Genomic DNA, 12,876 nt, shown 5'->3' on the forward strand with positions numbered 1-12,876 from the left:
TCGCTGCGGTGGCGCCGGGGAATGCCACGCAGCCAGCGTGTGCAGCGTCTGATGACCATCAGGGGGACATCGTGAGCAACACTTTCGTCAAAACGGCATGCCGCATCGGCACGCTGGTCGCATTGTTCTGGGCACCGTGGATGACGACGCAGGCAGCGGACGCCGCGGCCGCCACGCTGCCGGTGACCGACTTCGCCAGGAACGGCTCGTTGAGCCATCCGGCGCTGTCGCCGGACGGGCAGTATCTCGCCCTGTCGCTGCACAACGACCAGGCCAAGTGGGGCGAGCCGGACTATCAACTGGTGGTGCTGCACATGCCGGACCTGGCCTACGTCAGCCGGCTCGACATGGTGCGCAGCTACCAGCCGGCGCAGATCGTGTGGGTGAACAACACCCGCATGGTGGTGCCACTGGCCTACACCAGCAGCGCACTCGAGGCGCCGCAGTCCACTGGCGACATCATCGCGGTGAACTTCGATGGCAGCCAGAAGCAGACGCTCTACAGCCTGCGCCACCGCGGCACGCTGCAGGCGGGCCCGCACTCGATGGACATGCCCAAGGGGTTCCCGTCGATCGCGGGGATGCCGTTTCCGCGCAATGGTCACGTCTACGTGCAGATGAGCGTGCTGCCGGAACGCAACGCGAACGGCGATTGGGACGCCCATCAGAGCCAGATCTACGACGTCGACAGCCTCAACGGCAAGCCTGCGCTGATCGGCAGCATCGACCGGGGCAGCATGTCCTTCGTGGTTCATGACGGAGTGGCCCGGGTTGCCTACGGCTCGAGCGATGCTCTGACAACCGATGTGTTCACCCGCGCCGACGCGTCGTCGCCATGGATCCGTCTCAGCGACGCAATTACCGGCAAGCACCTTACCCCGCTGGCGATCAGCCGCGACGGCCTGACGCTGTGGTCGCTCTTCAGCGATGACGGCGGCCCTGCGTCGCTGATGGAAAGCCGTCTCGACGGCACCGACCTGGTGACCCTGTCCAGCGACAAGTTCGGCTCGGTAAGCGACGTGCTGTGGGATACGCAGACGGGCAAGCCGTACGCCACCATATTCGAGGACGGCAAGCCGCACTTCGACTATCTCGACGACGGTGTGCACGCCAAGGTGCTCAAGGCGCTGAACGACAAGTTCGCCGACCATGTGGTGACCATCGGCGGCATGACCGAGAACGGCAACCGCATGCTGGTGGTGGCGCAGAGCGACCGCGATCCCGGCAGCCTGGCGCTGTTCGACACCGACACCATGAGCCTGCGCCCGCTGTTCCAGTTCGAGCCGTGGATCCACCCGGAGAAGATGGCCTCGCGCAAGCCGTTCCGCTTCAAGGCGAGCGACGGCCTGGAGCTGGACGGATATCTCACGCTCCCCAACGGCACCGACGGCAAGGCGCTGCCCACGATACTGCTGCCGCATGGCGGTCCGATCGGCCCTCGCGACGGCTGGACCTACGACACCGATGCACAGTTCCTGGCCAGCCGCGGCTATGCCGTGGTGCAGGTCAACTACCGCGGCTCGGGCGGGCGCGGGCCCGGGTTCGAGAAGGCCGGCTACACCCACTTCGGCGACCGCATCCAGCAAGACCTGCGGGAGGGCCTGGAGTGGGCGATCGCGCAGGGCTACGCGGACAAGAGCCGGCTGTGCGTCTACGGCGGCAGCTTCGGCGGATATTCCGCGCTGATGCAGCCGATCCTGGCGCCCGGGCTGTACAAGTGTGCGATCGACTATGCCGGCGTTTCCGACTGGAGCATCGGCTTCGAGCGCAGCGACACCTCGCACATGAAGCTCGGGCGCACGTACTTCGCCCAGGCCGTCGGCACCGAGGCCACCGCCAGGGCGATCTCGCCGCTCTACCAGCTGGACAAGTTCAACGTGCCGGTGCTGATCGCCCACGGCGAGGACGACCCGCGCGTGCCGTACCAGAACGCGACGCGCCTGCGCAGCGCGCTGGACAAGGCGAACAAGCCGTACGAGTGGTTGAGCAAGCCAAAGGAAGGACACGGCTTCTACGCGGAGGAAAACCGCGAGGACATGTACCGCCACATGGAAGCGTTCCTGGGCAAGTACCTGGGCAAGTAGCCGCGTCCTGGCGAGGCAAAGCCGGCCGCCCCGCGGGGCGGCCGGCTGATTCCTACGGCTGGGCGAAACGCAGCGCCAGCGCCCTGCGCTCCACCGTGCTCACGGCCGGCTGGTCCTGCAGGCGCAGGTCGCGCAGCTCGTACGGTGCGCTGATACCGGCCAGGCTGGCGGGATCGAAATGCAGCACCAGCGCGCCGTCGCCCGGGGCGACCCAGGCAGCGGACTGCGCATACGCACCCGCAACCAGATGGCCATCGCCCCCGCGTCCGTAAAGCACGCCGGAGACGGCGAACCGGCTGCCGCTGGCGGCGATCAGTCCGAGCGTGATGTCGATGCCGCGATCGGCCGCGCGTCGGGTGCTCGCCAACCCGCTCAGGCGGGCGTCGGGCACTGCCACCGCAAACACGCTGGTGGTGTCGCGTCGCACGGCATGGCCCTGGCCGTCATCACCAACCGTGAAGCTGTGCAGCTCCCACAGGCCAGGCACGCCGCTGGCGTGCAGCGGAACCGCATCCACGCTGAAGTGGCCGGCCCCGTCGTCGCGGTAGTCGAGCACGGTGGTGGTGCCATCGGGCGAACGCAGGAAGCCGCCGGCCGCCTGCAGTGGCCGCGTCCGGTCGCCCTCGCGCAGGCTCACCTCCACGTGCAGGCGCTGGCCGAGCAGCAGGTCGTCCCGATCGGCCAGGGCGGTCACCGTCAGCGCACTGCGAGGCTCGAACACGTGCACCACGTAACGGCCGCTGGCGCCGGCGGCCTGCAGCCGCACGGGACCGGCGCCCAGCTCGGGCCGCAACTGCATCACCAGCGAAGCTTCCGGCACGGTCATGCCAGTGGCGGCGAGCGTCCGCGCGCCGGCGACGGTGCGCGATGCGCGGGTGCCACTGAGCGTGTGGCCGCCGATGCGCAGCTGCACGCCGTCGGCCTGCAGGCGGCCACCGCGCACGTCACTCGGGCTGAGCCGGATCACCGCGCCGGGTGCCGTCAGCGGCAGCTCCACGCCGCGCTGAAGTTCGGTGGCCGAGACATCCGTCCAGTACTCGCGGCTGGGACGGGCGAACGGTTGCGGCACCGGCTGCAGCGCCGAGCCGGCGGGCAGGGCCCAGCTGACGTGCACAGGGCGGCGCTCGATGCGCATGCGCGGCGCGCGTGCGTCCAGGCGACCTGCCGCCGCCGGCTCGCTGGCTAGCAGGTGCGTCGGCACCAGGTCACCGGCGGTCGCCGGAAGCATGGCGCGGTCATCGGCCCGGACTGGACCGGCAACCAGCAGGGCGAGCAGGCTGGCGAGAAGAATCTGCTTTTTCATGGTCATCATTCCCTGATGTCGTTGGCGAGGATCGACGACAGCCCGAAGCAGGCCCGGCGACTCTGGTTGTGGTTCAGTACCGCGCCGCCGCTGGTGCGGCTCCTGTCCTTGAACCACAACGTGCCGGCGGCTTGCGCGCTGGAGCACTCGATGAATCCGTCGGAGCAGCTGCTCAGCCAGTTCTGCGTGATCTCCAGGCCGACACTCTGGGTATAACCGCCGCAGTACGCCTGGCTGCTCCAGATCGCCGACACCACGTCGCTGCCGACCACATCCCGGAAGGCCACCGGCAGGGCGGGGCGACCGCCGGTGCCGAGCAGGTACTGCTGGTTGTATGTGGCCATCCAACCGAGCTGCTGCTGTCGCACCGCGTCGCTCTTGTAGCCGAGCAGCCAGCCCAGCGAGGTCTCGAAGACGTTGCCGGCGATCGCCGCGTCCGCCAGCGGCGTACCGGCACTGGAGGGAGCGATCGCGTCGACCTTGACGATCCGCCGGATGATCTCCGGATAGCGCGCGTCCCAGGTCGGGTTGGACAGGATCCAGCGCATCACGTTGCCGCCGTTGGAGTGCGTGATGACGATCAGCCGATCGATGTTCCGGTTCTGGATGAAGTTGGTGAGCTGCCCGGCGAGGCATCCGGCTGCCCGGTCGTCCCACATGTACTGCTCGAAATCACAGTTCACCACCAGCAGGTTGTTGCGGTCGGCGAGCCCGTTGCGGATGCCCTCGACCATGTCTGCCTGCCAGTAATCGCCATAGGCGTTGGTCTGTTTGCCGGTGCCATGAACCAGCGCCACTCCCGTGGCGGCGTGCACCGTCGCGCTGGCTGCAGCCAGCATCCCCATCAGCATCATGCGTTGCATGGTGTGTCTCCCTCGTGGCGGCCGCGGCCGCGTGCGGGGTCCGCCGGCAGCGCACGAGGCGTTCCACCCTCCATGGCATGGCAGCGTGACCTTCCCTGAGTGCCGCCCCCTCGGCACGGCGTGCACCGCCCGGCTCCCCTCGACCATGCGGTGGCGGATGGAATGTAGCAGCGCCTCCGGCGCGGGTCTTGACGCGCTGCAGCTGGCGCGGCGTCGCGGCGGACGTGGCCGTGGGCTATCGTGTCGCCCCCTGTTCTGCTGGCGTTGTCACCGCATGACCACCACGGCCCCCGCAGCCGCCACACGCACCGACAGGCTCGGCCGGCGTGACGTGCGCACGCTCATGCTCGCCGCGCTGGGCGGCGCGCTCGAGTTTTACGACTTCGTCGTGTTCGTGTTCTTCGCGCTGCCGCTGAGCGAGCTGTTCTTCCCGCCCGGCACCGCCCCTTGGCTGGCGCAGTTGCAGGTCTACGGCATCTTCGCGGCCGGCTATCTGGCGAGGCCGCTCGGCGGCATCGTGATGGCGCACTACGGCGACACGCTGGGGCGCAAGCGCATGTTCACGCTCAGCGTGTTCCTGATGGCGCTGCCCACCCTGTGCATCGGCCTGCTGCCGGTGTATGCGCAAGTGGGCGTGCTGGCGCCCTGCTTGTTGCTCGCGCTGCGCGTGCTGCAGGGCATCGCAGTGGGCGGCGAGGTGCCGGGTGCGTGGGTGTTCGTGGCCGAGCACGTGCCGCCACAACGCATCGGTGTGGCCTGCGCGAGCCTGACCTCCGGGCTCACCATCGGCATCCTGATCGGCTCACTGGTGGCCTCGGCGCTGAACCAGCGGCTGCCGCCTGACGCGTTCATGGCGTGGGGCTGGCGGGTGCCGTTCCTGGCCGGCGGCGCGTTCGGTTTCATCGCTGTGTGGCTGCGGCGCTGGCTCAGCGAGACGCCGGTGTTCCAGGCAATGCATGCGCGCCGGGAGTTGACGGCGGACCTGCCGTTGCGGCGGGTGCTGGTGGCGCATCGTCCGGCCGTGCTGCGCTGCATGCTGGTGACGTGGATGCTGACCGCGGCGATCGTGGTGGTGATCCTGATGACGCCCAGCCTGGTGCAGTCGGTGTTCCACCTGCCCAGGGCGAGGGCGTTGCACGGCAACAATCTGGCGTCGCTGGCGCTGGCGGTCGGATGCCTGGCCTTCGGCTGGCTGGCCGACCGGGCAGGGTATGCGCGCGCATTGATGCTGGGCGCGTTGGGAGTGGCCGCGAGCGTGCTGGTGCTGTACCTCGATCTGCGTGCGGGGGCGGCCTATTTCGACATGCTTTACACGCTGGCCGGGTTCGCGGTGGGCGCCGTCGCGGTGGTGCCTGCGGTGATGGTGACGGCGTTCCCGCCAGCGGTGCGTTTTTCCGGCCTGTCGTTCTCGTACAACGTGGCCTACGCCGTGTTCGGCGGCCTCACCCCGCCATTGATCGCGGCGATGATCCGGGGGATGGGCGTGCTCGCGCCGGCCTACTACGTGGCGTTCACCGGTGCGATTGCGATGGGTGTTGCGCTGCGGCTGCTCCTGACGGGCCGGCGCGCCGACCCGGCCTGAGCCCGGGCCGGGTGTTCAGAACTCCAGCTCCTGCGCAGCGCACAGATAGTCGACCAGCGGCGCGACGCGACGGTAGGTCTCCACCAAGGTCGGCAGCAGGCGCGGGGAGCAAGCCATCGCTTCGTCGAAGTGCTCGCCCACGGCGAAGTCCTTGCGCTTGAGGTCGTCGATCAGTTCGTGCGCCGGGTCGTAGCCCCGCGGCGGGCGCGTCAGTGATTCGCCCCAGAAGGTGAAGCGCTCGCGGAACGCCTTGCTCTGCACCGCTTTCTTCCATGCGGCGGGATTGTCGGCGATGAAGGCGCGGATGCGCTTGAGGTCGTCCGGCTCCGGGTGCCACATGCCACCGCCGGCGAAGCATTCGCCCGGCTGGATCTGCACATAGAACGAGGGCGCGGCGATTTCGTGCCGCCGCTCGTGGAAGAAGCGCGCGCCCTGCCACGACTTGTACGGCTGCTTGTTGTGCGAGAAACGCGTGTCGCGGTGGATGCGGAACAGCGAGCCGCCGGTCTTGCGCGGGTCGGCCCGGTAGTGCGGGCTGATCTTCGCCAGCGGGGCCTGCAGGTCGCCGATCAAGGCAAGGAATGGCTCGCGCACGTGCTGCTCGTAGTCGTGCTTGTGCTCGTGGAACCACTCGCGGCTGTTGTTGCGCTCCAGTGCGCGCAGGAAACGGAACGTGGCGGGCGTGAAGTAGGCGGTGGGCATGTCGGCTCGGAACACTGGGGCGATGGGAAGTGGAAAAGATGCGGGTGCGCGCTGGGCGCGCAAGGCCGGATCGACTTGGTCGGCCTGGTGCAGGCGCCCAGGTTGCGTCAGGCAAGTGGGGTGAGCTCGGCCTGGAGCTCGCGGCCCCATGCCTCCAGCTGGTCGAGCAGCGCCCGCCGGTCGGCCAGCGATGGATCGCTGCGCAACGTGTCGAGCCGGGCGAAATAGTCGTCGAGCGTCAGCCCGGTGAGCGTGGTCGGGCGGGTCAGCCGGTCGCGGCGGAAGGCGTCCCAGCGTTCGCGCTCCGGCGCGTCGAGCGTGTGCGGCCAGTTGCGCGCCCGGTAGCGGAACAGCAACGTGGCGTAGCGCGGATCGCGGAAGACAAACGGGCGACTGGCGAGCCCTTCGGGCGGCGTGCCGCGCACGTCCGCCAGCAGGCGCTTGTCGGCATCGGGCAGAAACCCGTCATACAACGCCAGCTCCGGATCCTCGGCCGGTGGCATGGCGGCGGCATGGCGGAATATTCGCTGCACTTTCTCGCGCAGGCCGGGCGCCTCGCGCAGCGTGTCGGCATGAGCGAGGCAGCGCCCGGGATCAAGCTGGAGTCGCGCCAGGTCGGCGCCGCCGAGCACCGAGAGCGGCGCCAGCGCGGGGGCGCGGTTCGCCCGCACGGTACGCAGCGCGATGCGCTCGATGCCTTCGGGGAGATCGGCGCGGGCGGTGAACACGCGATCGGCGATATCGTCCTCGTCCAGCGCGAGCAGTTCGGACGGGTCGAAGCGCAGGTCGTAGACGATCACTTCGCCGGGCCGCGCGGGATGCAGCGCCAGCGGCGCGACCAGCGTCAGGCAGTGCTGGCTGGCGGGATAACGCGATGACACATGCACCAGCGGCGTCATCGCCGCCACGTCGAGCAATTCGAACACGCGCTGCTTGCGTCGCAGCGCGAAGTGCCAGTCCCACAGCCGCGGCTGCCGCACGCGGATCAACCGGGCCAGGTCGATCAGTGCGTGCACGTCCGACAGCGCATCGTGCGCGCGCTCCTGTTGCAGATGGTTGGCACGGGCCAGGTGCTCCAGCTTGAAGCTCGGCGCGCCGTCTTCGCGCAGTGGCCATGTGATGCCCTCTGGTCGCAGTGCCTCGCACATGCGTACCAGGTCGATCAGATCCCAACGGGAGTTGCCGTTTTCCCACTCGCGCGCGTAAGGGTCGTGGAAGTTGCGGTAGAGCATCTGCCGGGTGAACTCGTCATCGAAGCGCAGCGAGTTGTAGCCCACGCCGCAGGTGCCCGGCTCGGCCAGCTGCTCGTGAACGCGCGCGGCGAACTCGGCTTCTATCAGCCCTTCGCGCTCGGCCTGCTGCGGCGTGATGCCGGTGACCAGGCAGGCTTCCGGGTGCGGCGGCATCTCGCGCGGCGGCCGGCCGAAAAACATCACCGGCTCGCCGATGATCTCCAGCTCCATCGTGGTGCGGATGCCGGCGAACTGCACCGGCCGGTCGCGCCGGGAGTCGGCGCCGAAGGTTTCGTAGTCGTGCCAGAAAAAGGTCTGCATCACCGGATGATCGCATGGTGCTCATCGGCCCTGCTGGTAGACTCCGCCGGCCCAGGAGGACGCATGAGCCAAGCCAACGACAACAACCTGATCTGGATCGATCTGGAGATGACCGGCCTCGACACGGACGCCGATTCCATCCTGGAGATCGCCACCGTCGTCACCGACAGGGACCTCAACATCCTGGCCGAAGGCCCGGTGTTCGCGATCCGCCACGAGCTCGACCGGCTGGAGGCGATGGACAGCTGGAACCGCAACCAGCACAGCCGCTCGGGACTGTGGCAGCAGGTGCTCGACTCGACCACCGACCACGCCGCCGCCGAGCAGGCGACGGTGGAGTTCCTCAAGGCGTGGGTGCCGTCGGGCAAGTCGCCGATGTGCGGCAACTCGATCTGCCAGGACCGGCGCTTCATGCATCGGCAGATGCCGCGGCTGGAGCGCTACTTCCATTACCGCAACCTGGACGTCTCCACCCTCAAGGAACTCGCGCGCCGCTGGGCGCCGCAGGTGGGCAAGGGCTTCAACAAGGACTCGGCCCACACCGCGCTGTCGGACATTCGCGACTCCATCGAGGAGTTGCGTTACTACCGCCAGCACATGGGCGCGCTTGGCGGGCTCGCCTGAGGAGGCACGCATGACCGCTGCGGATCTGTTTGCCACCGTGCTCGACTGCAACGGGCGGCCGCTGACGCTGGACCGGCCGCGCGTGGTCGGCATCCTCAACGTTACCCCCGACTCGTTCTCCGACGGTGGCCGGCACGCCACGCCGGACGCGGCGGTGGCGCGTGCCGTGGAGATGCTGGAGCAGGGTGCCGACATGCTCGACATCGGCGGGGAGTCGACCCGGCCGGGTGCGGCCGATGTCTCCGTCGACGAGGAGTTGTCGCGGGTGATCCCGGTGCTCGAGGCGCTGGCCGCACGCACCGACAAGCCGCTCTCGATCGACACCTCCAAGCCGGAGGTGATGCGTGCCGCGGTGGCTGCCGGCGCCGGCATGATCAACGACGTCTATGCGCTGCGCCGGGACGGCGCGCTGGATGCGGCGGCGGCGCTGGGCGTGCCGGTGTGCCTCATGCACATGCAGGGCGAGCCGCGCAGCATGCAGGACGCACCGGCTTACGACGACGTGGTCGGCGAGGTGCACCGCTTCCTTGCCGATCGCCTGTTCGCCTGCGAGCTGGCCGGCATGGATCGGCGCAAGGTGCTGGTCGACCCGGGCTTCGGCTTCGGCAAGACGCTGGAGCACAACCTGCAGCTGCTGCGCGAGCTGGGGCGCTTTGCCGGTCTCGGCAGTGGCGTCTACGCGGGCCTGTCGCGCAAGTCCATGATCAGCGCCATCACCGGCCGCACGCAGCCGCACGAGCGCACGGCCGGCTCGGTCGCAGCCGCGATGATCGCGGTGCAGAACGGTGCCAGGCTGGTGCGCGTGCACGACGTCGCGGCCACCGTCGACGCGCTTGCGGTGTGGCATGCGGTCGATTCGCAGCGTCCGGCGCGGCGGGTCGAGGCTGCACCGGCCGCGCCGCGCTGGCCCGACGACGATTGATCGCCGGTGCCCGCCGGACCGGCGGGTACGGCATTCGAATGAAGGAATCATCCATGACACAACGCAAGTACTTCGGTACCGACGGCATTCGCGGCCGCGTCGGCCAGTGGCCGATCAGCGCCGACTTCATGTTGCGCCTGGGACGCGCCGCCGGCGCCGTGCTGGCCGGCCAGAGCACGCAGCGGCGTCCCGCCGTGGTGATCGGCAAGGACACGCGGATCTCCGGCTACATGTTCGAATCCGCGCTGGAAGCCGGGCTGGTGGCGGCGGGCGTCGACGTGCGTCTGCTCGGCCCGATCCCGACGCCGGCCGTCGCCTTCCTGACCCGGTCGCTGCGGGCACAGGCGGGGATCGTCATCAGCGCCTCGCACAACCCGTACGACGACAACGGCATCAAGTTCTTCTCCGCCACGGGAGAGAAACTCTCCGACGAAATCGAATCAGCGATCGAGGCCGAGCTGGAACGCGATTTCGCAACCGTACCCTCCGAGCGTCTGGGCAAGGCCAGCCGCGTGGACAACGCCGTGGCCCGCTATGCCGAATCGTGCAAGGCCACCCTGGCGGAGGACTTCAGCCTGCGCGGCATGAAGATCGTGCTCGATTGCGCACACGGCGCCACCTACCAGGTGGCTCCCCAGGTGTTCGCCGAGCTGGGCGCCGACGTGAGCGCCATCGGCGACGAGCCGGACGGCTTCAACATCAATCGTGAGGTCGGCTCGACCCACCCGCAGGCGTTGTGCAAGGCGGTGGTGGAGCAGGGGGCGGATATTGGCATCGCCTTCGACGGTGACGGTGATCGCGTGTTGCTGGTCGATCGCTACGGCGTGCTCGCCGACGGCGACGACATTCTCTACGTGCTGGCGCAGAGCTGGCGTTCGCGCGGATTGCTCAAGGGCCCGGTAGTCGGCACGTTGATGAGCAATTACGGTCTGGAGCAGGCGCTGGAATCGATCCAGGTGCCGCTGATCCGCGCCAACGTGGGCGACCGGTTCGTGCTGCAGCAACTGCGCGCCCACGACGGCGTGCTGGGCGGCGAAACGTCCGGCCACATCCTGTGCCTCGATCGTGGCACCACCGGCGACGGCATCGTCGCTGCCCTGGCCGTGCTGGAGGCGCTGGCGCATGCCGGGCAGGATCTGTCGGAAGCGCGCCGGGAGCTGGCCAAGCTGCCGCAGGTGATGCTGAACGTGTGCGTCAGCGGCAATGCGCGCGAGGTGCTCGAGCATGGTTCGGTCACCGCGGCGTTGAGCGAGGGCCAGCGCCAGCTCGAAGGGCGGGGGCGGGTGTTCCTGCGCGCGTCCGGTACCGAGCCGGTGGTGCGCGTGACGGTCGAATCCGCCGACGCCGCCGAGGTGCAGGCGTTGGCGCAGGCGCTGGCGGACGTCGTAAAATCCGCAGCCGAACGCTCGTGAGCCTGCTGTTGCCGTAACCCAGGTCGCCAAGGATTGGCCCGACGTGCCCCGCCCGCTGCGGTGGCGGATCAAATCGACCGCACGCCAACCTGGAGTTGCCTCATGAAAAACGTTCCCACCCTCGATATCCGTCGCTACGACACCGATCGCGAAGCCTTCGTGGCCGAGCTCGGCGCGGCGTACCGGGAGTTCGGCTTCTGCTGCATCAGCGGGCACGGTATCGACCGGGCGCTGATCGACGGCGCCTACGAGGTGTTCCAGCGCTTCTTCGCGCTGCCGACCGAGACCAAGATGAAGTACCACGTGGCCGGCTCCGGTGGCGCCCGCGGGTATACGCCATTCAAGGTCGAGACCGCCAAGGACAGTGCGCACCCCGACCTGAAGGAGTTCTGGCACATCGGGCGGGAGATTCCGCGCGACTCGACCTTCGCCGACGTGATGCCGCCGAACCTGTGGCCAGCGGAGGTGCCCGACTTCAAGGCCTGCGGCTATGGCCTGTTTGAGGCGCTGGACCAGCTCGGTAGTCGCGTGTTGCGCGCGCTGGCCCTGCATGTGGGACTGCCGGAGAACTACTTCGAGGACAAGACCGACCTCGGCAATTCGATCCTGCGGCCGATCCACTATCCGCCGATCACCCAGGACGATATCCCCAACGTGCGCGCCGGCGCGCACGAGGACATCAACTTCATCACGCTGCTGGTGGGCGCCAGCGCAGAAGGTCTGGAGGTGCTTACCCGCGAGGGCGAGTGGCTTCCGATCACCACGGAAGGCGACGCGATCGTGGTCAACATCGGCGACATGCTGCAGCGGCTGACCAACCACGTGTACCCGTCCACCACTCACCGCGTGGTCAATCCGCAGAACGAGAACGCGCGCAAGCCCCGCTACTCGGTGCCGTACTTCCTGCACCCCAATCCCGACGTCGTGCTCGACCCGGTGCCGGAGTGCATCAGTGCGGAGAACCCGAGTCGCTACGAGAGCTCGATCACGTCGCACGAGTACCTGCTGCAGCGTCTGCGCGAGATCAAGTTGATCTGATCGCGCTCGGGGCGATGCGGCAGGGCCAAGTAGCCGTACACAACCGTCGGTGTGGTGTATGCCGGCGGGCTCTCGCGTTCGTGCCGGCGAGCGCGGACGCTCAGGCCATCCAGAAGAACACCGCGGTCATTCGCTTGGAGGCCATGCCGTCCAGGCCCCAGTAGGCCGATGCGCTGTGGATGATGTTGGCCTTGTAGACCAGCAGTCGGTTGTATCGGTGCGCCACCCGGACGTCCTCCACGAATGCCGTGGGCGCGACGAAGCGGTTGCCCAGCGCGTCGACCAGGTTGCGGTGCGGCGGCATCACCATGTTGCCGCTCAGCTGTCCGTTGGGCATGCGCTGGCGAAAGAAGCTGGTGCCGCAGCGGTCGGGCACGTCCGGGTTCAGATAGAGCACGGCGGCGTAGCGGCACAGGTCGAGCGAATCGGTATGTGGCTTGATCGCTCCCTCCGCGGAACCGACCACCTGCACACAATTGTGGTTCAGATGCTGTCCCTGCGCCGTCTGCCCGACCCACAGCCGCTTCGCCCCGGTCAGCTCGCACACCCGGGCCTCCAGCGGCGTGAGCTCGTCCGCCAACAGCGCCTCCGGTGCGCGCATGCCCGGCCAGACTTCACCGGTAGTGGGATAGCCGTATTCCCATTCGGTCTTGTCCAGGCAGCGCTGGCGCACCTTCGCAGGCTGCGCCAGCACATCGTCGATGACCCAGTAGTCGCGCCCCTCGGTCGGCTTCCGATAGGGCAGGGGGCGCATCGCCGGATGCTGCGGAAACAGGGACATGGGGCACTCGTT

General features: G+C 68.4%; 11 protein-coding genes. 6 read left to right on the top strand and 5 right to left on the bottom strand.

What is annotated here, in order from left to right:
- Window positions 1–71: 71 nt before the first annotated feature.
- On the top strand, window positions 72–2,084 hold the full coding sequence (locus tag VFG40_RS15000) for an alpha/beta hydrolase family protein (RefSeq protein WP_324898917.1): 2,013 nt from the start codon (window positions 72–74) through the stop codon (window positions 2,082–2,084).
- Window positions 2,085–2,136: 52 nt separating this feature from the next.
- Here VFG40_RS15000 and VFG40_RS15005 read toward each other — a convergent pair whose 3' ends face one another.
- Both VFG40_RS15005 and VFG40_RS15010 read right to left on the bottom strand, forming a co-directional pair.
- Window positions 2,137–3,387, bottom strand: coding sequence for a DUF4785 domain-containing protein (locus VFG40_RS15005; protein ID WP_324898919.1), 1,251 nt, complete (start codon window positions 3,385–3,387; stop codon window positions 2,137–2,139).
- A gap of 5 nt (window positions 3,388–3,392) precedes the next feature.
- The gene (locus tag VFG40_RS15010) at window positions 3,393–4,241 is read right to left on the bottom strand and encodes a hypothetical protein (protein WP_324899031.1); all 849 of its coding nucleotides are present in this window, start codon (window positions 4,239–4,241) and stop codon (window positions 3,393–3,395) included.
- Window positions 4,242–4,524: 283 nt separating this feature from the next.
- Between VFG40_RS15010 and VFG40_RS15015 the strand changes: the two genes are divergently transcribed.
- Window positions 4,525–5,832 carry an MFS transporter gene (locus VFG40_RS15015; RefSeq protein ID WP_324898921.1) on the top strand — a complete coding sequence of 436 codons (1,308 nt, stop codon included), beginning with the start codon at window positions 4,525–4,527 and terminating at the stop codon, window positions 5,830–5,832.
- 15 nt (window positions 5,833–5,847) lie between these two features.
- Here VFG40_RS15015 and VFG40_RS15020 read toward each other — a convergent pair whose 3' ends face one another.
- Both VFG40_RS15020 and sbcB read right to left on the bottom strand, forming a co-directional pair.
- A complete protein-coding gene (locus VFG40_RS15020) occupies window positions 5,848–6,534 on the bottom strand; it encodes a DUF2461 domain-containing protein (RefSeq protein WP_324898923.1) in 687 nt (228 codons plus the stop codon).
- Between the two features lie 107 nt (window positions 6,535–6,641).
- Window positions 6,642–8,087 carry an exodeoxyribonuclease I gene (gene sbcB, locus VFG40_RS15025; RefSeq protein WP_324898925.1) on the bottom strand — a complete coding sequence of 482 codons (1,446 nt, stop codon included), beginning with the start codon at window positions 8,085–8,087 and terminating at the stop codon, window positions 6,642–6,644.
- A 63-nt stretch (window positions 8,088–8,150) separates the two neighbouring features.
- On the opposite strand from sbcB, the gene orn reads away from it, so the two are divergent.
- The 4 genes from orn to VFG40_RS15045 all read left to right on the top strand — a co-directional run bounded on the left by orn (window position 8,151) and on the right by VFG40_RS15045 (window position 12,083).
- A complete protein-coding gene (orn, locus tag VFG40_RS15030) occupies window positions 8,151–8,711 on the top strand; it encodes an oligoribonuclease (protein ID WP_324898927.1) in 561 nt (186 codons plus the stop codon).
- Between the two features lie 10 nt (window positions 8,712–8,721).
- On the top strand, window positions 8,722–9,633 hold the full coding sequence (folP, locus tag VFG40_RS15035) for a dihydropteroate synthase (protein ID WP_324898929.1): 912 nt from the start codon (window positions 8,722–8,724) through the stop codon (window positions 9,631–9,633).
- Between the two features lie 53 nt (window positions 9,634–9,686).
- Window positions 9,687–11,045 carry a phosphoglucosamine mutase gene (glmM, locus tag VFG40_RS15040; RefSeq protein WP_324898931.1) on the top strand — a complete coding sequence of 453 codons (1,359 nt, stop codon included), beginning with the start codon at window positions 9,687–9,689 and terminating at the stop codon, window positions 11,043–11,045.
- A gap of 102 nt (window positions 11,046–11,147) precedes the next feature.
- Window positions 11,148–12,083 carry an isopenicillin N synthase family dioxygenase gene (locus VFG40_RS15045; protein WP_324898933.1) on the top strand — a complete coding sequence of 312 codons (936 nt, stop codon included), beginning with the start codon at window positions 11,148–11,150 and terminating at the stop codon, window positions 12,081–12,083.
- Between the two features lie 100 nt (window positions 12,084–12,183).
- Here the strand turns inward: VFG40_RS15045 and VFG40_RS15050 are convergent, their stop codons facing one another.
- Window positions 12,184–12,864: a DUF6445 family protein gene (locus VFG40_RS15050; protein WP_324898935.1), complete on the bottom strand. Its 681-nt coding sequence runs from the start codon at window positions 12,862–12,864 to the stop codon at window positions 12,184–12,186.
- Window positions 12,865–12,876: the final 12 nt, after the last annotated feature.

This window comes from Dyella sp., assembly GCF_035685805.1.
In the GTDB taxonomy this organism is placed as follows: domain Bacteria; phylum Pseudomonadota; class Gammaproteobacteria; order Xanthomonadales; family Rhodanobacteraceae; genus Dyella_A.

Coding starts and splice junctions, on each gene's coding strand:
- VFG40_RS15015 (WP_324898921.1), top strand. CDS start 4,525: ATGACCACCACGGCCCCCGCAGCCGCCACACGCACCGACAGGCTCGGC.
- VFG40_RS15045 (WP_324898933.1), top strand. CDS start 11,148: ATGAAAAACGTTCCCACCCTCGATATCCGTCGCTACGACACCGATCGC.
- orn (WP_324898927.1), top strand. CDS start 8,151: ATGAGCCAAGCCAACGACAACAACCTGATCTGGATCGATCTGGAGATG.
- folP (WP_324898929.1), top strand. CDS start 8,722: ATGACCGCTGCGGATCTGTTTGCCACCGTGCTCGACTGCAACGGGCGG.
- sbcB (WP_324898925.1), bottom strand. CDS start 8,087: ATGCAGACCTTTTTCTGGCACGACTACGAAACCTTCGGCGCCGACTCC.
- VFG40_RS15050 (WP_324898935.1), bottom strand. CDS start 12,864: ATGTCCCTGTTTCCGCAGCATCCGGCGATGCGCCCCCTGCCCTATCGG.
- VFG40_RS15020 (WP_324898923.1), bottom strand. CDS start 6,534: ATGCCCACCGCCTACTTCACGCCCGCCACGTTCCGTTTCCTGCGCGCA.
- VFG40_RS15010 (WP_324899031.1), bottom strand. CDS start 4,241: ATGATGCTGATGGGGATGCTGGCTGCAGCCAGCGCGACGGTGCACGCC.
- VFG40_RS15005 (WP_324898919.1), bottom strand. CDS start 3,387: ATGAAAAAGCAGATTCTTCTCGCCAGCCTGCTCGCCCTGCTGGTTGCC.
- glmM (WP_324898931.1), top strand. CDS start 9,687: ATGACACAACGCAAGTACTTCGGTACCGACGGCATTCGCGGCCGCGTC.